At 65.1% G+C, this 21,348-nt stretch carries 16 protein-coding genes; 8 read left to right on the top strand and 8 right to left on the bottom strand.

The genetic code is table 11. The features are described from left to right. Positions 1 to 59: 59 nt before the first annotated feature. Entirely contained in the window at positions 60 to 926 is an 867-nt protein-coding gene (locus FJ424_RS14355) for an SDR family NAD(P)-dependent oxidoreductase (protein ID WP_140660005.1), read from the bottom strand. Between the two features lie 221 nt (positions 927 to 1,147). Here FJ424_RS14355 and FJ424_RS14360 point away from each other — a divergent pair, with 221 nt between their 5' ends. Continuing rightward, positions 1,148 to 1,429 carry a hypothetical protein gene (locus FJ424_RS14360; RefSeq protein WP_140644096.1) on the top strand — a complete coding sequence of 94 codons (282 nt, stop codon included), beginning with the start codon at positions 1,148 to 1,150 and terminating at the stop codon, positions 1,427 to 1,429. A 3-nt stretch (positions 1,430 to 1,432) separates the two neighbouring features. Here FJ424_RS14360 and FJ424_RS14365 read toward each other — a convergent pair whose 3' ends face one another. Further along, the gene (locus FJ424_RS14365) at positions 1,433 to 2,008 is read right to left on the bottom strand and encodes a TMEM175 family protein (protein WP_140644099.1); all 576 of its coding nucleotides are present in this window, start codon (positions 2,006 to 2,008) and stop codon (positions 1,433 to 1,435) included. Between the two features lie 138 nt (positions 2,009 to 2,146). Here FJ424_RS14365 and FJ424_RS14370 point away from each other — a divergent pair, with 138 nt between their 5' ends. Then, the gene (locus FJ424_RS14370) at positions 2,147 to 3,355 is read left to right on the top strand and encodes an MFS transporter (RefSeq protein WP_140655028.1); all 1,209 of its coding nucleotides are present in this window, start codon (positions 2,147 to 2,149) and stop codon (positions 3,353 to 3,355) included. A gap of 7 nt (positions 3,356 to 3,362) precedes the next feature. Here the strand turns inward: FJ424_RS14370 and FJ424_RS14375 are convergent, their stop codons facing one another. From FJ424_RS14375 to FJ424_RS14385, 3 genes are all read right to left on the bottom strand, one after another. Then, on the bottom strand, positions 3,363 to 4,829 hold the full coding sequence (locus FJ424_RS14375) for an MATE family efflux transporter (protein ID WP_140655030.1): 1,467 nt from the start codon (positions 4,827 to 4,829) through the stop codon (positions 3,363 to 3,365). 102 nt (positions 4,830 to 4,931) lie between these two features. Further along, positions 4,932 to 6,413: an esterase-like activity of phytase family protein gene (locus FJ424_RS14380; protein WP_140655033.1), complete on the bottom strand. Its 1,482-nt coding sequence runs from the start codon at positions 6,411 to 6,413 to the stop codon at positions 4,932 to 4,934. A 166-nt stretch (positions 6,414 to 6,579) separates the two neighbouring features. After that, positions 6,580 to 7,605: a LacI family DNA-binding transcriptional regulator gene (locus FJ424_RS14385; RefSeq protein WP_140655036.1), complete on the bottom strand. Its 1,026-nt coding sequence runs from the start codon at positions 7,603 to 7,605 to the stop codon at positions 6,580 to 6,582. A gap of 198 nt (positions 7,606 to 7,803) precedes the next feature. On the opposite strand from FJ424_RS14385, the gene FJ424_RS14390 reads away from it, so the two are divergent. The 5 genes from FJ424_RS14390 (at position 7,804) to FJ424_RS14410 (ending at position 12,801) form a co-directional block, all read left to right on the top strand. Further along, the gene (locus FJ424_RS14390) at positions 7,804 to 8,835 is read left to right on the top strand and encodes a Gfo/Idh/MocA family oxidoreductase (protein WP_140655039.1); all 1,032 of its coding nucleotides are present in this window, start codon (positions 7,804 to 7,806) and stop codon (positions 8,833 to 8,835) included. After that, positions 8,832 to 9,740, top strand: coding sequence for a sugar phosphate isomerase/epimerase (locus FJ424_RS14395; RefSeq protein WP_140655041.1), 909 nt, complete (start codon positions 8,832 to 8,834; stop codon positions 9,738 to 9,740). Before FJ424_RS14390 ends, FJ424_RS14395 begins: the two co-directional genes overlap by 4 nt. A 116-nt stretch (positions 9,741 to 9,856) precedes the next feature. Beyond that, positions 9,857 to 10,870: a substrate-binding domain-containing protein gene (locus tag FJ424_RS14400; RefSeq protein WP_140644115.1), complete on the top strand. Its 1,014-nt coding sequence runs from the start codon at positions 9,857 to 9,859 to the stop codon at positions 10,868 to 10,870. Positions 10,871 to 10,957: 87 nt separating this feature from the next. Further along, entirely contained in the window at positions 10,958 to 11,755 is a 798-nt protein-coding gene (locus FJ424_RS14405; protein ID WP_140644117.1) for an ATP-binding cassette domain-containing protein, read from the top strand. Further along, entirely contained in the window at positions 11,752 to 12,801 is a 1,050-nt protein-coding gene (locus FJ424_RS14410; RefSeq protein ID WP_140644119.1) for an ABC transporter permease, read from the top strand. Before FJ424_RS14405 ends, FJ424_RS14410 begins: the two co-directional genes overlap by 4 nt. 9 nt (positions 12,802 to 12,810) lie before the next feature. Here the strand turns inward: FJ424_RS14410 and FJ424_RS14415 are convergent, their stop codons facing one another. The 3 genes from FJ424_RS14415 to FJ424_RS14425 form a co-directional block, all read right to left on the bottom strand. Next, entirely contained in the window at positions 12,811 to 15,450 is a 2,640-nt protein-coding gene (locus FJ424_RS14415; protein WP_140655044.1) for a UvrD-helicase domain-containing protein, read from the bottom strand. Positions 15,451 to 15,505: 55 nt separating this feature from the next. After that, complete coding sequence (locus FJ424_RS14420) at positions 15,506 to 16,846, bottom strand: FAD-dependent oxidoreductase (RefSeq protein ID WP_246677239.1); 1,341 nt, start codon at positions 16,844 to 16,846, stop codon at positions 15,506 to 15,508. 168 nt (positions 16,847 to 17,014) lie between these two features. After that, positions 17,015 to 18,655 (bottom strand): helix-turn-helix transcriptional regulator, encoded by a 1,641-nt coding sequence (locus FJ424_RS14425; protein ID WP_140655282.1) that lies wholly within the window; start codon positions 18,653 to 18,655, stop codon positions 17,015 to 17,017. A 234-nt stretch (positions 18,656 to 18,889) separates the two neighbouring features. Between FJ424_RS14425 and FJ424_RS14430 the strand changes: the two genes are divergently transcribed. Beyond that, entirely contained in the window at positions 18,890 to 21,205 is a 2,316-nt protein-coding gene (locus FJ424_RS14430) for a glucose/quinate/shikimate family membrane-bound PQQ-dependent dehydrogenase (protein WP_140655047.1), read from the top strand. Positions 21,206 to 21,348 lie beyond the last annotated feature (143 nt).

Here is a 21,348-nt window from a genome sequence, read left to right on the forward strand (position 1 = left end):
GATATTTGCTTTTGCGCAATTCCGGACGGAAAACCGCTACGCACTTTTCCTGGAATTGCTTAGCGGCCCATGAAGGCCGCGAAGGCGTCCTTGTGATCGGGATGCCAGCGCGACAGAGCAGGGCGGTTCTCGATGATGTCGCCGATCGCCCAGGCCATGCGCTTTTCATCCGTCGGCCGCGCCACCTCGTTGTCTGGGCACAGGATGTAGAAGTCGCCGTCCATCAGCGATGCCAGCATGAAGTCGATCACCTGCTCGCCAGTCCAGGCGCCGGCGGGCTTTTCCGTCGCGCCTTCGGTCAGGCCGGTATAGGTGAAGCCGGGGATCAGCAGATGCGCCGACATCTTGGCTCCCGGCTCGTTGCGCAGCGCGTGCGCCAGCCCTTCGGTAAAAGTCTTCACGCCGGCCTTGGAGACGTTGTAGGCGAGGTTGCCGGGTGGCGTGGTGATGCCTTGCTTCGATCCGGTGTTGATGATCGTGCCCGGCCTGCCCGCCGCGAGCATGCGCGGCGCGAAGGCCTCGACGCCATGCACGACACCCCAGAAATTGATGTCGAGCAGCCGCTTCCAGGCGTCGCGGTTCTCCCAGGGCTTGCCCGGATTGTTGCCGACGCCGGCATTGTTCATCAGCACCGACACCGCGCCGAAGGCGCCGTTGGCGAGATCCGCCAACCGGTCTACCTCCTCCGCCCTGGAGACGTCGGTGGGGATTGGGAGCACGGCGTCGTCGCCGGCGATCGCCGCGACCGCCTCTCTTGCCTGATCGAGGCGCACGCCGCCGATATCGGCCAGCACCACCTTCATGCCCATCGCCGCGAACCGTTTTGCGGCGGCAAGGCCGATGCCGCTGGCGCCGCCAGTGATGACGGCGACGTTGCCGGAAGCGAAAGCGGGCAGGGCGATCTGGATCTGGGCGTCGCTGGTCATGGTTTCCATCCTTATGAGGGTCGGGCCGAACTTAACGCCGGACGTCGCCGAGGCAAGCCCGGTTCGTCCCGCATGTGACCGCAACAACAGCCGCAACGGGTTGACGGCAACAGCCGCAACGGGTTGACGGCGATGGCCGCAACGGGTTGACGGCGATGGCCGCAACGGGTTGACCATGGCGGCGCCCGCCGCGCATGGTGTCCCAAAAAGGAGTTCGGCATTTGACCGACTGGATCGGAATCCTGAAAGAGCAAACCGTCAACGGCGATCAGATGGGTCGCGAGGTGCCGAAGATGCTCGCCAATCCCGACATCAGCGAGGCGCAGGTGAAAACGCTGTTCGCGGCGCTGGAGAAGCAGGCGGATTTCGCCGAAAAGCTGCGGCTGGCGCTGGAGAAGTTCGGCCATGACTTCCCGATCATCAAGGCGGCAGAAAGGCTGGAGGAACGCTATGCCGATCTTGCCGCCTCTGTGGCGGAAAAGCTGAAAGTGATGCGGAAATAGCCGTTATTTCTCCACCAACCGCTCGAAGCGCTTGTCCGGCGCGAACCAGACGGTCGCCACCAGCACATAGATCGCCACGCTGATCCACTGGTTGAAGAAGCTTAGCAGCACGGCAACGATATAGAGCGCCAGCGAGATCTTGCCTTTTTTGTCGTGGCCGACGGCCTTGGCGAAGGTCGTGTCGGCGCCATGCAGATGGCGAAGTTTGATGACCAGGATGGTGTAGGCGACGGCGCAGAGCGCGAGGTCGATGCCATAAACGGCGACCGGCGCAGCCGCGAAATGGTTCTCTCCCATGAACGCCGTGGTCACCGGGATCAGCGACAGCCAGAACAGAAGGTTGAGATTGGCCCATAGCACGCGTCCGTCGACGCGCTGCACGGTGTGGAACATGTTGTGCAGGTTGTTCCAGTAGATGCCGACATTGATGAAGGAGAGCACGTAGCAGAAGAAGATCGGCCACTGCGGCAGAAGTGTTGAAAAATCCTCGCCGTGCGGCACTTTCAGGTCCAGCACCATGATGGTGATGATGATGGCGACGACGCCATCGGTAAATGCCTCGACCCGTCCCTTGCCCATGATTCCTCCCTCGGTGGCTGACGGACGTTACGAGAGGATTTTGCGCCTGACCATCCTGCCAGAATTGTCAGGAGGGCGTTCGGCAACCGGAACAGCCGTCATTGCATAGGCGTTGGGCTTGCAACGCCGGAGGTGCCGATGGCCAGCGACGCTCAAACCATGACGCGTGAGAATGAACTTGACGGGGCCGCCGCAAAGGCCGCCGTCGCCGCCATGATCGCCGCGCTCTTTGCCGGCAGCACCGCGCTGACCCCGCTCTACGTGATCTACAAGCAGGAATTCGGCTTTTCGCAGATCACGCTGACGCTGGTCTATGCCGTCTATGTGGTCGGCAATCTGGCGGCGCTGCTGTTTTTCGGCCGTCTCTCGGATGCCGTCGGCCGCCGCCCCGCCGCACTTGCCGCGATGGCTGTTGCGGTGGTCAGCGCGTTGTCGTTCCTCTTCGCCGAAGACCTCGCCTGGCTCGACATCGCCCGCATCCTGAGCGGGCTCGGCATCGGCGTCGGCGCAGGCGCCGGCACCGCGTGGCTGGCCGAACTGATCGAAGGCAAGGACAAGTCGCGCGCCGCCGTCATCGCCACCAGCACCAACTTTGTCGGCCTCGGGGCCGGCGCGCTCGTGGCGGGGGTGCTCGCCCAATTCGCGCCATGGCCGCTCAGGCTGACATTTGCCGTCTATCTCGTCCTGCTTGGGCTCGTCACCCTGCTGATCTGGCGCACGCGGGAAACCGTCTCCAGGCCTGGACGGTTCTCCGACGTCCCGCTGCGGCCGCGGCTTTCGGTGCCTGACGATATCCGCGCGCAGTTCGTGGCGCCGGCGGTGACCGGTTTCGGCGCCATGGCGCTGGTCGGCTTCTATGCCGCGCTGGCGCCGAGCATTCTCGCGCAGCAGCTGCACGTGACCAATCATGCCGAAGCCGGCGGGCTTTTCTTCGAGCTGTCGAGCGTGGCGGCCATCACCATCGTCGGCACCGCCTGGTTCTCCAGCCGCTCCACCATGCTCGCGGCGCTGGCGCTGATGATCCCCGCCGTGGCGCTGATCGTGGCGGCGCAGGTCTACGCCTCGATGGCGCTCATGATCGCCGCGACGGCGGTCTGCGGCGTGGCGGCGGCGCTTGGCTATCGCGGCGGCCTGCAAGTGGTCAATCAGATCGCGCCGGCCGACCGCCGCGCCGAGGTGGTGTCGGCCTTCTTCATCTGCTGCTTCTGCGGCAACGCGCTGCCGGTGATCGGCATCGGCATCCTGTCCAGCCTGGCGAGCGCCACCGTGGCAAGCCTGGCCTTTGCCGGCATGATCATCGTCTTCTCGCTGGTCGCGCTCGGCTTTGGCGTCAGATACGCACGGTAGGTCTTGGCTATTCGGTCTCCGGCAGGAGCTGCGCGCGTTGGCGCGGCACGCCAAGGCCGGTGTCGGGCGGCTCGCCCGCCGCCGGCCGATCCTCGATCATATGCATCGTGCGCCAGCGGCCGAAGCGATAATAGGCGGCGGCCAGCACCAGCGAAGCGATCGAGCCCGCCGGAAAGCTCCACCACAGCGCCTCCTGGCCGATGACGCTGCGCATGGAATAGGCAAAGCCGGTGCGAATGATCAACACCGAAATGATCAGGATGATGAGCGGCGGCATGACGGCGCCGGTGGCGCGCACCGTGGCGAACAGCACGATCGTGATGCCGAACAGGATGAACGACCAGGACGCTATCCTGTTGATGTGGGCGGCGATGTCGATCGCGGCGCTGTCGTTGCTGAGGAAGAGGCTGAGCACCGCGCGGTCGAAGACGAAAAGCAGCGCCACCAGCGCGCCGGTCAGCACCAGGTTGAAGCCGACGCCGGACGCCGCGACCTTGCCGATGCGGTCCCAGCGCCCGGCGCCGACATTCTGCGCCGCCATCGAGGAGACGGCGGCGCCGATCGCCAGAGCCGGCATCTGGATATAGGTCCAGAGTTGGGCTGCGATGCCGTAGGCGGCAGCGACCTGCGAGCCATAGGAATTGACGATGCCCATCACGGTCAATGCCGCGGCCGAGATGACGATCATCTGCAGGCCCATCGGAATGCCCTTGAAGACGACGATGCGCAGCAGCGCCGGGTCGGGCCTGAGCAAGGCGAGATCGGCGCCCGCCAACCGCAGCGGGTGTTTGCGGGCATAGAGCACGATCAGGATGGCGATCACGCTGACCGTCTGGCCTATGAGCGTGGAAGTCGCCGAGCCGGCGATGCCGAGCTCGGGGAAGGGGCCGATGCCGCGGATCAGCAGGGGATTGAGCACGACGTCGAGCACGACCGCCAGCGCCATGAAGACAAACGGCGTGCGCGAATCGCCGGCGCCGCGCAGCACGGTCATGACGAAGGACAAAAGGTTCATCATCGGCACGGCGACAAAGATGATGCGCAGGTAGGCGCGCGCCAGCGGCAAGGCATCCGCCGGCGTGCCGAGCCCGGTGAGGATGGCGTCGACCCAGACCCAGCCGCAGACCGCGAACACCACGGAAACCAGGAAGAAGAAGGTGGCGCTGGTGCCGACGATGCGCTTGGCTTCCGGCAGATCGCGGGCGCCGACGGACTGCGCGACCAGAATGGTCGCCGCCATGCCGATACCGAACACCGTGCCAAGGATCAGGAACAGCACCAGATTGGCGTTGGATGTCGCCGTCAGCGCCGCCTCGCCAAGGAAGCGCCCCACCCAGACGGCATTGATCGAGCCGTTCAGCGACTGCAGCACGTTGGAGCCCAGCACCGGCAGGGCGAACAGAAGCAGCGTGCGCGGAATGGGGCCGCTGGTCAGGTCGCCGGTCCGCCGGCGGGTGGGCTTCTTGTCATCCATGGCAGCACCGAAAATGAATCAGGCCCGCGATGGTATCGCAGGCCTGATGGTCATGCATCCTTTTCAGGATCAGTGGGATGACGGGCAATCGCCCGTCAGCGCCTACTGGCCGGCGACAGTGTTCCCAGACAGGCCGGGGAGCGTCACCTGATAGACGAGGAAGGTGGTGTCGACGTCGGCTCCATCCTCGGCCTTGTACGAAGCGCCGACCTGGAAGCCGTCCTGAGTGAGGAAGTCGTTGTCGTTGGCGACGAACAGGAAATAGTCGTCGGGCAGCTTTGGATCGAGCACGGAGACCAGCGACATCGCCTCCCACTTCTCCGAAAGGTTGTCCTTGTCGTTCGGAGCGCCATTGTGCAGGCCGAAGCGGCCGAGCTCGCCCTTGTCGTTGATGTCGATGAACGAGGTAAGCTTGGCCGGCGTCACCGACGGGTCGAGCACGCCCTTCGGCGCGACCGGCTTGTCGGCCGCGTCGAACGGACCGTTGGCGATATCGGTGGCGGCGGAAAGGTCGACGATCTCGATCTTGCGATAGAGCGACTCGTCGCCCTTGAGACCCTGGCCGTTGCCCGAGTCGCGCGCCAGCATCAGGAAGCTCTTGTCGGAGAGCGCGACGATCTCGCTCTGCGCGGCCACCTTGGTCTTGCCTTTGGGATCCTTGAACACCGGCAGCGGCACGACATATTCGTGCGCCAGCTTGAGGTGGGCGAGGTCGGAAGCATCATAGACCAGCGCGCGGGTGTTCTGGCGGGTCGAGCCGGAATCGCCGCCGTCCTGGCGGGCCGCCGACTGCAGCACGGCGATCAGGAACTTGCCGTCGGGCGTCATCGACATGCCTTCGAGCCCCTGGTTGTTCTGGCGGCCGGTCTCCGGGTCCTTCGGATCGGGCTCGGCGGCGCCCGGGCCAGGGTTGTCGGAGGCGAAATTCGGCTTGCCGTGGCGCATCGGCACAAGGGCCGCGGGCGGTTGCGTCGCCGACATCAGGTGGCCGTCGGCCGAAAAACGGTAGATGTTGGGGCCATATTCGTCGGAGATGAACATCGTGCCGTCCGCCAGCCGTGTGATCGCTTCGTTATCCAACGCCAGCTTGCCGTTGTCGGCCTGCGGCAGGATCGGCATGTCGCTGGCGGCTTCGCGCACGCCGTTCAACGGATCGAGGCCGGTGGCGTCGGCGCCCTTGTCGTCGGTCAACAGCATCGTGTCGGCGAGCGTCGCTTTCACGCCAGACTGTTCCTGTCCGGCGGCGGGCGCCGCGCCGGGGGCAGTCGGGGCCAGCTCGATCGAGATGGTGTTGAGGCGCGGGCGATAATCGGTGGTGCCGACGACATTGTAACCGCGGTCCGGCAGCAGCCAGAGCGAGCCCTTGTAGCCGGCGCCGTCACGCGCCCAGGACTTGGTGTCGATCGCCATGCCGGACCCTGAACCGAAGGTCTCGCCGAACTTGTCCTTCTGGCTGGCCGGGATGCGGCCGATGCCGACCAGCCCCTTGTTGACATAGGCGACGCCATCGGCGAGCGCCGGGGTGAGGGCGGTGAACAGGGCAAGCGCCGCGCCGAGCGCGACGGTTCGGTTAAGGTGTTTCATCGATATCCCCTTTTGACGAGCAGAGCGGCCAGTGGCTCAAAAAGGCGCGGCATCGACGATGCGGCCAGCCCTGGCCGCCAAGCGGTCTAGGACGTGAACGTGATGGTTGCGTGACAGGCGGAGGTTCTTTCCTTCTTCCACAGGGGGAGAAGGAAAGCGCTTCCGCTCAATCGCTCTCCCGAACGACCAGCTCCAGCGGCCAAACCTCGCGGATGATGCGTGTGCCTTCGGGGGCGGCGAAGGCGGGAAGCGAGGCGAGCAGCATCTCGGCCAGTCTCCGGCCCATCGGCTCAAGCGATGGACGGAAGGCTGTCAGAGTCGGCGAGAAATAGCGGCAGAGCGGCGTGTCGACGATGACGGTCACGGCGATGTCGTGGCCCGGCCGGATGCCCATCTCGGCCAGTGCCTTGCAGCCGCCGAGCGCCATGGCGTCGTTGTTGAAGATGATTGCCGTCGGTCGGTCCTTGGAGAGCATGACGCGCGGCGTCACTTGGTAGCCGCCGGCCTCGTTGATGAAGCCGTCGGCGATCAGGCCGGGATCGACCTCGATGCCGTGCCGCTTCAGCGCCTTGCGATAGCCGTCGAGGAAGAGATATCCGAAATTGAGGTTGAGCGCCGGGCGGATGGCGGCGATGCGACGATGGCCGCGCGCGACCAGCCGGTCGACCGCGTCGCTGCCCGCCTTCTCGAAATCGAGATCGAGCGAAGGGTAGGACTTGCCGCCCGAGCGGCTGCGGCCGAGCGTTGCGAAGGGAAAGCCTCGCTCGGTCAGATAGTCGATGCGTTCGTCCTCGCGCCGGGTCCAGGCCAGCACCACCGCGTCGGCGCGGCGGGTCTCGACGACGCGGCGCAGGCGCTCCTGCTGGTAGTCACCAGGCGCGCCCATCACCACGATCAGGTCGAGCCCGCTTTCGGCCAGCCGCGCCTGCAGGCCGGTCAGGAACGGGATGAAGAACGGCTCGCCATATTGCTGGTCACCGGGATGCGGCTGCAGCATGAAGGCGACGGAATGGGTGGCGCCTTGCCGCAAGCTGCGGCCGGACTGGTTGGGCGCGTAGTTCAGCAGCTTGGCGGCTTCCAGCACGCGCCGGCGGGTGTCGGCATTGACGTCGGCGCGGCCGTTCAGCGCCCGCGACACGGTGCCGATCGAAATGTTCAGGTGACGCGCAAGGTCGTGGATGCTGGACGCCAAGGACGGTTCTCCCCCTGCCTTGGCTAGCACCGGCTGCCGCTCAGGCCAAGGCTTCGGGACAATTTTCGACAAGCAGCCGATTGACATTCTACGCCATCGGGTGTGTTCTCGTAAACGTTTACGGAAAAACGTTTACGGTTGATGCCGCGGATGCCGTGACACTCGGCCTGGAGGGGCCGAGCCGAGGAGGAGTGCTGGATGATGAAGGTCGTCCTGGTCGGGTGCGGAGCCATGAGCAAGCACTGGCTCGATGCCGCAAGGCGGATCGACGGGCTCGCCATTGCCGGCCTTGTCGATCTCGATGCCGAACGGGCGCAAGCGACGGCGCGCGAATACGGGCTCTCCAATGCAGTGGTCAGCACAAGCCTCGACGCCGTTCTCGATGAGACCAAGCCCGACGCCGTATTCGATGTCGTGGTCCCGGCTGCCCGCCGCGAAGTCGCGCTTTCGGCCTTCGCCCATCATTGCCATTTGCTCACCGAAAAGCCGCTGGCCGACAGCCCGGACAATGCGCGCGCCATCATCAAGGCGGCGCGCAAGGCCAGGCGCGTCCATGCCGTCGTCCAGAACCGCCGCTATGTCGCCAATGTCAGGCGCATCAGGCGCTTCCTAGACTCCGGCGCCATCGGCGCGCCGACCAGCATCCACGCCGATTTCTTCGTCGCGCCGCATTTCGGCGGCTTTCGCGAGGAGATGCGCCACGTGCTGCTGCTCGACATGGCGATCCACACTTTCGACGCCGCGCGCTACATGGTCGCCGGCGAACCGGCCAGCGTCTACTGCCAGGAATGGGAGCCGGCCAATTCCTGGTACCGGCAGGGCTCATCGGCGAGCGCCGTCTTCGATCTCGGCGGCGGCAAGGTGTTCACCTATGCCGGCTCCTGGTGCGCGGACGGCTTCCGCACCAGCTGGGAAGGCAGCTGGCGCATCGTCGCCGAGCGCGGCAGCGTGCTGTGGGACGGCCATGACGGGCTCAAGGCGGAGGTGGTTGCGTCTGGCCGCGACGGTATCATCGACAAGACCCAGCCGATCGAAGTACCGCCGCTCGATCCGACCGACCGCGTCGACGGCCATCTCGGCATCATCAAGGATTTCATGCACGCGATCGAGACCGGCGCCGAGCCGGAGACGCGCGGCGCCGACAACATCAAAAGCCTGGCCATGGTCTTCGGCGCGATCGAGAGCGCGGAGAGTGGGCGGCGCGTGGCAATCGTCAAGGAAGCACAATGATGGCAAATCCGCTTCTCGACATCAGGATCGGCACCATGGTGCGGGCCAATCTCGACGACCCGGGCGCCTATGTCGGGCAGATCCTGCCGCTCGGCTTCGAGAGCATCCAGCCTTTCTTCTGGCAGACGCTGGGCGGCAAGGACCTGAAGCGCCTGGCGGGCGAAATCCGCGAAGCGATCGGCGATGCCGACGTTACCGTGTCGTCGATCGGCGTGTTCGGCAACCCGCTGGAAGGCGGCGAGGTCGATCGCGGCGTGCTCGCGGCCTGGGAGACCGTCATCGACAATGCGCATCTGTTCGGGACATCCATGGTCAGCGGCTTCACCGGCCGCATCCGCGGCAAGAAGCTGACCGACAGCCTCCCGCGTTTTCGCGAGGTCTGGGGGCCGTTGGCGAAACGCGCCGCCGACAAGGGCGTGCGCATCGCCTTCGAGAATTGCGCGATGGACGGCAATTGGGCGAGCGGCGACTGGAATATCGCGCATAACCCGGACGCCTGGGAGCTGATGTTCAACGAGTTGCCCAACGACAATCTCGGCCTCGAATGGGAGCCGTGCCATCAGCTCGTCTATCTGATCGACCCGATCCCGCAGATCCGCAAATGGGCGCCGCGCATCTTCCACGTCCACGGCAAGGACGCCACCGTGCGCTGGGACGTCATCCGCGAGCACGGCGTGTTCGGCCGGCTGCCGTTCGTGCAGATGCGTACGCCGGGTTTTGGCGACAGCGACTGGGCGCGGGTGATCAGCGAGTTGCGTCTTGCCGGTTACAAGGGCGCCATCGACATCGAGGGCTGGCACGATCCGGTCTATCGCGGCGACCTCGAAATCACCGGCCAGGCGCGCGCGCTCGACTATCTGAAGCAATGCAGGGGAGGGTCCAGCTACCTGCCCAATCCGGCTTGAGGCCAAATTTGATGTCAGGATTGGTCGGCGGGAGGAGCCGGCCGGCACTGCGGCGCGCCGCGCCGAGCGATTGTCGAAAACCCTCCGATGCGAGGGATCAAAAGGGAGGAACGTGCATGAGCATGACGACCAGAAGGACTGTTCTGCGCTCGACCGTCGTGGCGGCCGCCACGGCGCTCTGCGCCTCAATCTCCACTTTGCCGGCACAGGCGCTGGACGCGCAATGGTGCAAGGACGTGCACATCCGCTTCTTCGTCGGCGGCGCCGAGGGCGACGCCTTCGGCACCATCGTCTACAATGGCGCCAAGCAGGCGGCCGCCGATCTCGGGCCGAAGGTCGACTACATCTTCTCGCAATGGGACGTCGAGAAAATGGTGCAGCAATTGCGCGAGGCGGTCGCTGTCAAGCCGCAGGGCATCGCCATGATGGGCCATCCGGGCGATGCCGCGATCATGCCGCTGGCCGAGCAGGCGCATAAGGACGGCATCAAGATGATGTACCAGAACGTGCCGGTGCCGAAGGTGGTGGAAGCGTTCGGCGGCGGCTATGTCGGCGCGCAGCAGGAGCAGCAGGGCCGCGCGCTCGGCGCCGAGGCGTTCAAGCTTGGCAAGCTGAAAGCCGGCGACAAGGCAATCATGATCGGGCCGTTCGAGAATGAAAACCGCGGTGCCCGCGAACGCGGCACGGTAGCTGCCTTGAAGGAGGCGGGCGTCGAGGTGATCCAGCTCTCCTCGCCGCCGAGCGGCGAATGGGCTTCCGATCCCAATCTCGCCATTCCGGTGATCACGGCAGCACTTCTCAACCATCCCGACGTCAAGGCGGTCGGCTATCCCGGCGGACAGATGCTCGGCAATGTCGCCACCTACATGCAGGCGGCGGGGCGAAAGCCAGGCGACATCTTCAATTTCGGCTTCGACACCAGCCCGCAGATCGTCGAAGCCTTCAAGGGCGGCTGGGTGCAGCTGACGGCCGACCAGCAGCCGTTCCTGCAAGGTTACCTGCCTATCCTCAGCCTTTGCCAGCAGGTCGTGCTGGGACTGGCGCCGATGAATGTCGATACCGGCGCGGGTTTCGTCACGCCGCAGAATTATGAGATCGTCGCCGAGCTCGCCAAGCAGGCGCTGCGTTGACCTCCCAAGCCGCCGGCCGGGATTAGGCCCGGCCGGCCGGATCGCCGGCGCAAAGGCCGGCAGATGGACAATTCAAGCGAGGATCGCATGGGCGAACGCATCATCGAACTGCGCGACATCAAGAAATCCTATGGCCAGGTCTATGCGCTGGGCGGCGTCAATCTCAGCGTCGACCGCGGCGAGGTGGTCGGCCTGATCGGCGACAATGGCGCCGGCAAGTCGACGCTGATCAAGATCCTGTCCGGCGTGGTCAAGCCGACCAGCGGCGAGATCCTGGTGCGCGGCAAGCCGGTCAGCGGATGGAGCGCGGCGCGCTCGCGCGACGCCGGCATCGAGACGGTGTTCCAGGACCGGGCTTTGGCCGTGCAGCAGACGATCGTGCGCAACATCTTCATGGGCCGCGAGCTCACCAGCTTCATGGGCTGGCTGAAGGTCAACAAGGAGATCGAGGAAGCGAGCCGGCTGATGCGCGAGATCGGCTTCACCTCGAAAGTGTTCACGCCGCAGTCGATCGTCGGCCAGCTTTCCGGCGGCGAGCGCCAGGGCGTGGCGATCGCGCGCGCCATCTACAAGCAGGCGGAGCTGATCATCCTCGACGAGCCGACGACGGCGCTGTCGCTGACCGAGACCGCCAAGGTCTTCCACTTCGTGCGCCAGGTGCGGGCGAGCGGCCGCTCGATCCTGTTCATCGGCCACAACATCCACCATGTCTTCGATATCGCCGACCGTTTCGTCGTGCTCGACCGCGGCAAGGTGGCGCTCAGCGCTGACCGTAGCGACGTCAAGTCGGCCGACGACCTCATCAATTTCATGGAAGACGTCGCGCATCCGGGCGGGCTGCCCGGACTGCAGGAAGCCGGCGAAGCGGAGCACGGAGCGCGATGAGCAAGGCCATGGAACCCGATCTGCAGAAGCCCCTTGCAAGCGCGCGCGGCGCGGCGGTTGGCAAGGAATGGAACCATCCCTCCGATCACTGGCTGCGCGGCTTCGTCCTCGATAACCGTGCATCGCTCGGCACGCTCGCCGTCTTCGTCGTCATGATGGCGGTGTTCATCATCGCCAACCCGACCGTGTTCTCCACCTGGTACCTTTACAGCTCGGTGCTGACGACGCTCCCGGTGGCGCTGTTCGTGGTGGTGCCGCTGGTCTTCGTCGTCACCTGCGGGGAGATCGACCTGTCGTTCCCGGCGACGATGGGCTTCGCCTCCTGGGTCTTCGCGCTGGTCGTGCAGGCCGGCTACGACCCGTTCCTCGGCATCGCGGCGGCGCTCGTCACCGGCACGCTGCTCGGCTTCCTGGTCGGATCGCTGGTCGTCTATGGCGGGCTGTCGTCGCTGATCGCCACGCTCGGCATGAATTTCCTGCTGCGCGGGCTGATCCAGATCATCAACGAGGGCAAGTCGATGGCGCTGACCGGCCTTGCCGACAGCTCGGCCTACAGGATCTTCTCCAGCCAGGTCTGGGGCATCCCTGTGCAGATATTCTGGGCCATCGCCTTCGTTGTGTTTTCGGCGCTGCTCTACAACCGCCATCGCTTCGGCGCGCAGGTCAAGGTGGTCGGCGACAATCCCGACAGCGCCAGGCAGATGGGCATCGACGTCAAATGGGTTCGGGTGAAAGTGTTCGTTTTCGTCGGGATCGGCGCTGCGATCGCCGGCACGTTTTCGGTGATGATCAACTTCACCTGGTGGCCGACGGCGGGCGACGGCTATCTGTTGCCGGTGCTCGCCTCGGTGTTCGTCGGCGGCACGCCGACCTGGGGCGGCATCGGCACTGTGGTTGGCGGCGCGATCGGCGCGGTCACCGTGTCGTTCATCCAGACCGGCGTGGTGGCGGCGGGCTTGAGCGGCTTCTACGTCCAGTTCTTCAACGGGCTAATCATCATCCTGTCGCTGCTCGGCCATAAGTGGAACCAGGCGCGGTATCGGTAGGAAGGCCGGTCACACCGGCGCGACAAACCCGTCCAGCACGCGTTTCTGGCCGGCCTTGTCGAAGTCGATGGTGAGCTTGTTGCCGTCGATGGCCGCGATGTTGCCGTTGCCGAATTTCTGGTGGAAGACGCGGTCGCCGACATTGAAGGCGGATGGCGTGTCGGCGACGGATTTGGCGACCAGCTCGCCCTCGATGGTGCGGCCTTTCACCGAGGTGCGGCCGGCGCCGTAGCCGGAGTCTGTCTCGCCATAGCCGATGCGTTCCACCTGATGGCCGGAGCGGGTGCCCCAGTTGCGGTCGGTCGCCTCGGTGCGGTTCGCCTGCGCGCGCTGCCAGCCGGGCGTGGCATAGGTGTTGGAGAAGCTGCCTTGGTCCTTGGCGCCGATATTGTCGAAGCGCGAGGCGCCGTAGGGATTCTGCCGACCGCCACCGCGCCCGGAAGCGAAGGCGCCGCCGCCATAGGGATTGCCGTAGCCGCCATAGCTGTTGCCGCTGTCGGCGATATCGATATGGGTTTCGGGCAATTCGTCGACAAAGCGCGACGGGATCGTCGATTGCCACAGGCCGTGGATCTGGCGGTTGGAGACGAACCAGATGTGCAGGTTCTTCTTAGCGCGCGTCAGGCCGACATAGGCAAGCCGGCGCTCTTCCTCGAGGCCGGAGCGTCCGCCTTCATCCAGCGCGCGCTGATGCGGGAACAGGCCTTCCTCCCAGCCGGGCAGGAAGACGGTCTCGAATTCGAGGCCCTTGGCCGAATGCAGCGTCATGATCGAGACCGCATCTTGCGACTCGCCCTGCTCGGCCTCCATCACCAGCGCGACATGCTCGAGGAAGGAACGCAGCGATTCATATTCCTCCATGGAGCGGATCAGCTCCTTGAGGTTTTCCAGCCGTCCGGGCGAATCCGCCGAACGGTCGTTCTTCCACATGTCGGTGTAGCCGCTTTCCTCCAGGATGGTCTCGGCGAGCTCGGTGTGCGGGGTGGTTTCCAGCGCCTTCTGCCAGCGCTCGAAATTGGCTGCGACCTCGCGCAGCGCCGCGCGCGGCTTCGGCTTCAGCTCGTCGCTTTCGGCGAGCGTCGCGGCAGCCTCCAGCATCGGGACGCGCATGGCGCGCGCCGTGTCATGGATCTGGCGGATGGTGGCTTCGCCCAGCCCGCGCTTCGGCACGTTGACGATGCGCTCGAAGGCGAGGTCGTCGCCGCCGTTGGCGACGACGCGGAAGAAGGCAAGTGCGTCGCGGATTTCCAAGCGCTCGTAGAAGCGCGGGCCGCCGATGACGCGGTAGTTCAAGCCCAGCGTGATGAAACGGTCTTCGAAGGCGCGCATCTGGAACGAGGCGCGCACCAGGATCGCCATGTCGTTGAGGTTGTGCTTTTGCCGCTGATAGGTCTCGATGGTGTCGCCGATGGCGCGCGCCTCTTCCTCCGAATCCCAGGCGGCGTGGACATGCACCTTGTCGTCCTCGGGGTCGTCGCGGTCGGTGAACAGCGTCTTGCCGAAGCGGCCTTCATTATGGGCGATGAGATGCGAGGCCGCGCCCAGAATATGCGCGGTGGACCGGTAGTTGCGCTCCAGCCGGATGATGGTGGCGCCCGGAAAATCCTTGTCGAAGCGCAGGATGTTGTCGACCTCGGCGCCGCGCCAGCCATAAATCGACTGGTCGTCGTCGCCGACGCAGCAGATGTTGACTTTGTTCTCGCTCACGGCCGCGCGCTCGCTCCGCTCGCTGGCCTCCGCGTGGGCGGCCTGACCGGCCGGCGCCCGGTCGGGCTTGCGGCCTTCGGCCGATGGCGCGCGCCCTGACTGAGGTCTTTGCGCCAACAGGCGCAACCACATATATTGCGCGGTGTTGGTGTCCTGGTACTCGTCGACGAGTATGTATTTGAACCTGCGGTGGTATTCCTTCAGCACGTCCGGATAGGCGCGGAAGATGCGGATCGGGTGATAGAGCAGGTCGCCGAAGTCGCAGGAATTCAGCGTCTGCAGCCGTTCCTGATAGGCCTTGTAGAGTTGGCGGCCCTTGCCGTTGCCGAAACTGCGCGCATCGCCTTCCGCGATTTCGTCGGGTCCGAGACCCTTGTTCTTCCAGTTGTCGAGCATCTGGGCGAAGGTCTTGGCCGGCCAACGCTTGTCGTCCAGCCCTTCGGCCTGGATCAGTTGCTTGATCAGCCGCACCACGTCGTCGGTGTCGAGGATGGTGAAATCCGATTTCAGCCCGGCAAGCTCGGCGTGGCGGCGAAGCAGCTTCACGCCGATCGAGTGGAAGGTGCCGAGCCACGGCATGCCCTCGACATTGCCTTCGCCGATCAGGTGGCCGATGCGCTGCTTCATCTCGCGCGCGGCCTTGTTGGTGAAGGTGACGGCCAGGATCTGCGAGGGAAAGGCCCTGCCGGTGGCAAGGATGTGCGCGATGCGGGTGGTGAGCACCCGCGTCTTGCCGGTGCCCGCGCCGGCCAGCACCAGAACAGGGCCCTCGGTCGTCTCGACGGCGAGGCGCTGCTCCGGGTTGAGGCCCTTCAGATAATCGGGCGCGCCGGTCTGGCCGCTGCGCGCCGCCATGGCGCGCGCGGCTATGCCGGATGGAGCCGCTGCCGGCCGCGCATTCGGTTCATCGAAAAAAGGCATGTCCTCGGAAAAGCCCGACATCGCCCCCGAATGTAGTGATTCGGCAGCGAAAGACCAGAACTGTCTACGTTTTGTTCTAGTTTTTGGCGATCCGCATCAGCTCGCTTATCGCATCCGCCACGTAGCCGGCGTCCCTTTCCGCGCCGTGGATCATTGTCGAGGAGGGGGAGTGCTGGAATGGCAGGCCGCAGACATAGAGCCCAGGTTCGCCGGTAACGGACCCGCGATATTGCCCCGGCCGGCCGCTTTCATCAAAAATCGGCAGCTTGATCCAATCCAGTCCGGGCCGGAAGCCGGTGCACCAGATTACGTTCTCGACCTCGAGAGCCTCGCCGGTCTCGAGCACCGGCTTACCGTCCTTGACGGTGGCGACGCGCGCAACCCGGTTTATCCCGGCCGCGTCCATGTGTTGCGGCTTTACCCGGATCAGCGGAAGGCCATGGACGAGATGTGCTGGTCTTACCCTGCGCCCGATCGGCGTATCCACGGAAAGCAGACGGTGGAGAAGGACGCGGAAAACGAACGGTATCACCACACGGAGAGCGATGGTGCCGTTGTAGGCCACGGGAATGTGGCCTGGATGCCGGCCGGCCAGCCAGACGCGGTGCGTGCCGGCCAGGTCCATGGCAATCTCCGCACCTGAATTGCTGGCCCCGACCAGAAGTACCCCGCCCGGCCTGAGCTGCGACGGGTTTTGGTAGGCGGATGAGTGGAATTGCCGTATCGCGGGATCAAGCAGCGCGGCGAAATCCGGAAGCTTCGGCTTCTGGTAGCTCGCGGCGGCAATGACGACATGATCGGCGGTGAAACGGCTCGCGCCGGCGGTGACGACATAACGCCCGCCGTGGCGATTAACCTCGTCAACCTTGGCGCCCGTGCGTACCGGCAAGGCGAATTTCTCGGCATAGGCTTCCAGATAATCGGCCATTTCATCCTTGGTCGGGAAGGAATGGGCCGGGGCCGGGAAACGCATGCCCGCCAGTCCGTCGAAGCGCGCCGGCGTGAAAAGGCGCAGCGAATCCCATCGCGCGCGCCAAATATCCCCGACGCGCTGGCGAGCTTCCAGGATGACGAACTTTATCCCCTTGCGGGCCAGATAGTAACCGACGGAAAGGCCGCTCTGGCCTGCGCCGACGATGACGACGTCGAAATGCTCCTCTCGCGGCGCGGGGCGCGGCTCGCTGTCGATGTTCGCGTCGCCCAGCTGCGTCTGCGCGGTGTCAGCCTGAAGTTTCATGAAGGCTGTCCCGAGTTCGAGCAGCGCGCCGGCACGCGCCTTCGTCTCCGCTATGCCGATTGCGCCCGTGCCTTGCGGATTTGCCTGTTGAATTGAAATCACTTCCGTTCGTCCGTTCATCTCTGTCTCCATCGGCTTGGTGAGCCATGGGAGAAGAGTAGCGAACCAGCCCGTCGACACGCTTCGGGGATAGGCCCCATGCGGCAAAGGAAAGATGATGGGGATTTCTCCCCATGGGGCTAGCAGTGCCTAAAGCGCGCCGCGACGAACGGATTCGGGCGACGCTCCAAGTCTTTGTTTCGATACTTGTCGTTGCCCCAAAACGCTGCGCAATTTGGACGATATGCGTTAGAGCAGGCCGTGCTGGAAGGCGTAGGCGGTCGCTGCGGCGCGCGAGTTGACCGCGAGCTTGTCGAAGATGTTGGAAACGTGACGGTCGACGGTCTTTTCGCTGAGGCCAAGTTCGACCGCTATCGTCCTGTTTGTCTTGCCGGTGGTGATATGGGTCAGCACCTCTATCTCGCGCCGCGTCAGGCCGTGCGCCGATGAGGTGACGGGCCTGGCCAATGCGTTAAGGCGATCGAGATCAGGCGCGGCGCCGAGTTCCACAAAAACCGAACGCGCGGCGTCGAATTCGAGTCCCGCGCCATCCTCGTCCGCGAGCGTACGGCAGGCCTGGCCGGCCAGCACGCGCAGCCGCGCCTCCAGATAGGGAGCGCCGGCACGTTGCCAGATCGCGAGCGCCGCGCGGAAGTGACCGAGCGCAGCCGCGGCGTTGCCGTCGTGCATTTCGATTTCGCCTCTTGCCTGAGATGCGATCGCACCCAGTATCTCGGTCGCGAACCGGCTGGCGGTCGCTTCCAGCTCACGGCAGGCGTTGCGGGCCTCCTCGATCGCCCCGGCGGCGATTGCAATTTCGATCATCGCCGGAAGCAGGCGGGCACGGCTGAGCGGTGCTTCGGTGGTGGCGAGCACACGGCGCAGGGTCGCGGCCGCCTGCTCCGTGCGACCTTGCATCAGGCGCAGCAAGGCCATGCCCGGCTGCGGCTCGAGTCCTAGCCGGCTGGCATTCCGGTACATCTCCTCGGCGGCGGCGAATTCGCCGCGCAGGCGGTGGATTTCGGCTTCTTGATAGGCGGCGCCCGCGATCGTGTTGTCGCGAGCCGCCTTGGCAACAGGAGAAGATGCCGCACGGCGCGACTCCGCGATCGCCTCCGGCCAATTGCCGTTCATTTCCATGATCTCTGCCCGGTGCAGCATGCAGGCACCGTTGAATTGAACCAGTTGCGGCTGCGCTCCGCACCAGGCCGACAGCGCATCCGTCCATTCGCGGGAGCGATCGAGCGCATAGACCTGGCGGCACTCGGCGATGAGATTGCAATAGACCAGCCCGGTGACTACCGGCGAGAGCTCGCCTCCGATGACGGGCAACATGGCTTCATCCAGAGAGGCGATGCCTTCCTCGACGCGCCCTTGCCGTACCAGGGCGCGACCGAGAACGCATCTGGCGAAAGCGACCAGGTCGATATCGCGACAGCGCTCGCCTATCGCAAGCGCCTGCCTTGCATGTGCAGCGGATGTTTCATCACTGCCTGCCCTGAGATCTTTCTGTGCCGCCAGCAAAGCCAGATAGCCTTGTGTCGAGCATTCGCGACCAAAGCTCTCCACAAGGCGCTGCGCTCGCTGCAGCCATGCGGTTGCGCGGCCATGCTCGCCCAATGCCAGAAGCCGGGAGCCATGGAAGCAGGCCCAATATGCCGCTCTATCGTCACGGCCCGCATCGCTGTGCGCTTTGACCAGGCGTTCGGCTGCGGCAACGATATCGGGATCGCGATCAAGCATTCCAGCCGACCAGAACATGCGCTCCAGATCGTCTGTTCCCAAAGCGGTGACTTCGTCCGCGGCCCGCAACAACCCCAGCGCGTCCGCCCAAGCCCGCTTCTCATAGGCGTCGCGGGCGCGTCGGAGCATTGTGGCAACGCTGTCCATCGACAAGACATAGCACCGGCCGACGGATTTCCGAAAGACCGTCCGGCATGCGCACTCGCTCACGCACCGGCCAGCGGGATCGAAACGCCGACTGCGCAGTGGGAGGACCGGCGCCATGAATTGACACGGCGCACGGGCCAACCGAAACTGCCGCTGCAGAAGAGAATCGGAAGCATACTGGTTCCAGGTTTGTAGCGAGGATCTTTCTGCTGCGCATAACTGCGGGAGTCTTTCGTGGCCACCACCATCACCTCCCTCGTCCTTTTCCTCATCGGTCTCATTCTCGGCGGCGGCGGCATCTGGCTCGCGGTGCTGGGCGGCAGCTGGTACTACCTGATCGCCGGCCTGGTCTTCCTGATCGCCGCCTGGCTGTTGTTCAGGCGCAGGTCGGCCTCGCTCTGGCTCTACGCGCTGTTCGTGCTCGCCACTTTGTGCTGGGCGGTCTGGGAAATCGGCTTCGACTGGTGGCAGCTCGGTCCGCGCGGCGGTGTCATCGTGCTCATCGCCCTGTGGCTGCTGACGCCATGGGCAAGGCGAGGCCTGCGGGGGCCGGACGGACGCGCGCCGCTGATCCTGGCCGTGCTCGCCTCGCTCGCGGTCGCCGGTTATTCGATGACCGCCGACCCCAAGGATATCGGCGGCACGCTGGGCACCGAGAAGGTGGCGGCGGCGGCCAATCTCGGCGGCGACATGCCGGCCGGCGAGTGGCGCTTCTACGGCCGCACGCCCTTCGGCCAGCGCTATTCGCCGCTCGACCAGATCACGCCTGACAATGTCGCGAAATTGCGGCCGGCCTGGACCTATCGAACCGGCGACGTGAAAGGCCCCGACGATATCGGCGAGACGACCTACCAGGTGACGCCGCTGAAGATCGGCGACGCGCTGTTCATCTGCACGCCGCATAATTTCGCCATCGCCATCGATGCCGCGAGCGGCAAGGAGAAGTGGCGCTACGACCCGAAGATCAAGCTCGACCCCGACCGCCAGCACCAGACATGCCGCGGCGTGTCCTATTATGCCGACGCCAAGATCGCCGCCGGCCAGCCTTGCGCCGCGCGCATCTATCTGCCGACTTCCGACGCGAGGCTGATCGCGCTGGACGCCGCCAACGGGCAGGTGTGTCCGTCCTTCGCCGAGGGGGGCACGTTGAACCTGATGGCCAACATGCCCTATCCGAAGTCGGGCTATTACTATTCGACGTCGGCGCCGCTGATCGTCGCCGGAAAGATCATCGTCGGCGGCGCGGTCAACGACAATTACTCGACCGAGGAGCCGTCCGGTGTCATCCGCGCCTTCGACGTCGATACCGGCGCGCTGCTGTGGAACTGGGATTCCGGCAATCCGGATGTGACGACGCCGCTGCCCGCCGGGCAAACCTACACCCACAACTCTCCCAACATGTGGTCGACCGCGAGCGCCGACGAGAAGCTCGGGCTGCTCTACGTGCCGCTCGGCAACCAGACGCCGGACCAGCTCGGCATGGGCCGCAGCGCCAATGTCGAGAAATTCTCGTCCTCGATCACCGCGCTCGACCTCAACACCGGACAATTGCGCTGGGTGCGGCAGACCGTGCATCACGATCTGTGGGACATGGACGTGCCGGCACAGCCGTCGCTGGTCGACATCACCACGGCGAACGGCGTGGTGCCGGCGCTGGTCGGGCCGACCAAGCAGGGCGATCTCTACGTGCTCGACCGGCGCACGGGCGAGCCGATCATTCCAGTTAAGGAAGTGCCCGCGCCCGGCGGCGCGATCGAGGGCGATCATGCCTCGCCGACGCAGCCAGCGTCGGACCTTTCATTCAATCCGAAGCCGCTGACCGGCGCCGACATGTGGGGTATCACCATGTTTGACCAGCTGGCGTGCCGGATCGAGTTGAAGAAGCTGCGCTATGAGGGACGCTACACGCCGCCCTCGCTGCAGGGCTCGCTGATCTATCCCGGCAATTTCGGCGTCTTCAACTGGGGCGGCGTCGCGGTCGATCCGGTGCGGCAGGTGATGTTCGGCATGCCGACCTACCTCGCCTTCACCTCGAAGCTCATTCCGCGCGCGGACGTGCCGGCGCCGGGCGACAACACCAAGGGCAGCGAGCAGGGGCTGAACCGCAACGAAGGCGCGCCTTACGCGGTGGTGATGGGACCGTTCCTGTCGCCGCTCAGCATTCCCTGCCAGGCGCCGCCCTGGGGCTATGTCGCCGGCGTCGACCTCAAGACTGGAAACATCGCCTACAAGCACCGCAACGGCACCGTCTACGACATGACGCCGCTGCCCTTGCCCTTCAAGGTCGGCGTTCCAGGCATAGGCGGACCGATGATCACGGCGGGCGGCGTCGCTTTCCTGGGCGCCGCGGTCGACGATTATCTGCGCGCCTATGATCTCACCACAGGCAGGCAGCTCTGGCAGGCGAGGCTGCCGGCCGGCGGCCAGTCGACGCCGATGACCTATACGGTGGCCGACGGCCGCCAGTTCGTCGTCATCGTTGCCGGCGGTCACGGCTCGGTCGGCACCAAACCGGGCGATTACGTGATGGCCTATACGCTGCCGAAATAGGTGCGGGTGAGGCCGGTCTGCTACGAAAGCAGGAAGCCCGCCAGCAGGACGGTCAGGAGAAGCGACACGGGTACGGCGAGAAGCCAACGAGCCTCCAGGACACTGTTCCGATAGTCTTCCATTTTCTCGCTCCAACCTTTTAA

The organism is Mesorhizobium sp. B3-1-8, assembly GCF_006439495.1.
In the GTDB taxonomy this organism is placed as follows: Bacteria; Pseudomonadota; Alphaproteobacteria; order Rhizobiales; family Rhizobiaceae; genus Mesorhizobium.

Excerpts from the sequence above, each read along its gene's own strand:
- FJ424_RS14390 (WP_140655039.1), top strand. The coding sequence starts at position 7,804 with ATGATGAAGGTCGTCCTGGTCGGGTGCGGAGCCATGAGCAAGCACTGG.
- FJ424_RS14375 (WP_140655030.1), bottom strand. The coding sequence starts at position 4,829 with ATGGATGACAAGAAGCCCACCCGCCGGCGGACCGGCGACCTGACCAGC.
- FJ424_RS14410 (WP_140644119.1), top strand. The coding sequence starts at position 11,752 with ATGAGCAAGGCCATGGAACCCGATCTGCAGAAGCCCCTTGCAAGCGCG.
- FJ424_RS14380 (WP_140655033.1), bottom strand. The coding sequence starts at position 6,413 with ATGAAACACCTTAACCGAACCGTCGCGCTCGGCGCGGCGCTTGCCCTG.
- FJ424_RS14405 (WP_140644117.1), top strand. The coding sequence starts at position 10,958 with ATGGGCGAACGCATCATCGAACTGCGCGACATCAAGAAATCCTATGGC.
- FJ424_RS14400 (WP_140644115.1), top strand. The coding sequence starts at position 9,857 with ATGAGCATGACGACCAGAAGGACTGTTCTGCGCTCGACCGTCGTGGCG.
- FJ424_RS14365 (WP_140644099.1), bottom strand. The coding sequence starts at position 2,008 with ATGGGCAAGGGACGGGTCGAGGCATTTACCGATGGCGTCGTCGCCATC.
- FJ424_RS14395 (WP_140655041.1), top strand. The coding sequence starts at position 8,832 with ATGATGGCAAATCCGCTTCTCGACATCAGGATCGGCACCATGGTGCGG.
- FJ424_RS14425 (WP_140655282.1), bottom strand. The coding sequence starts at position 18,655 with ATGGACAGCGTTGCCACAATGCTCCGACGCGCCCGCGACGCCTATGAG.
- FJ424_RS14355 (WP_140660005.1), bottom strand. The coding sequence starts at position 926 with ATGACCAGCGACGCCCAGATCCAGATCGCCCTGCCCGCTTTCGCTTCC.
- FJ424_RS14370 (WP_140655028.1), top strand. The coding sequence starts at position 2,147 with ATGGCCAGCGACGCTCAAACCATGACGCGTGAGAATGAACTTGACGGG.
- FJ424_RS14415 (WP_140655044.1), bottom strand. The coding sequence starts at position 15,450 with ATGTCGGGCTTTTCCGAGGACATGCCTTTTTTCGATGAACCGAATGCG.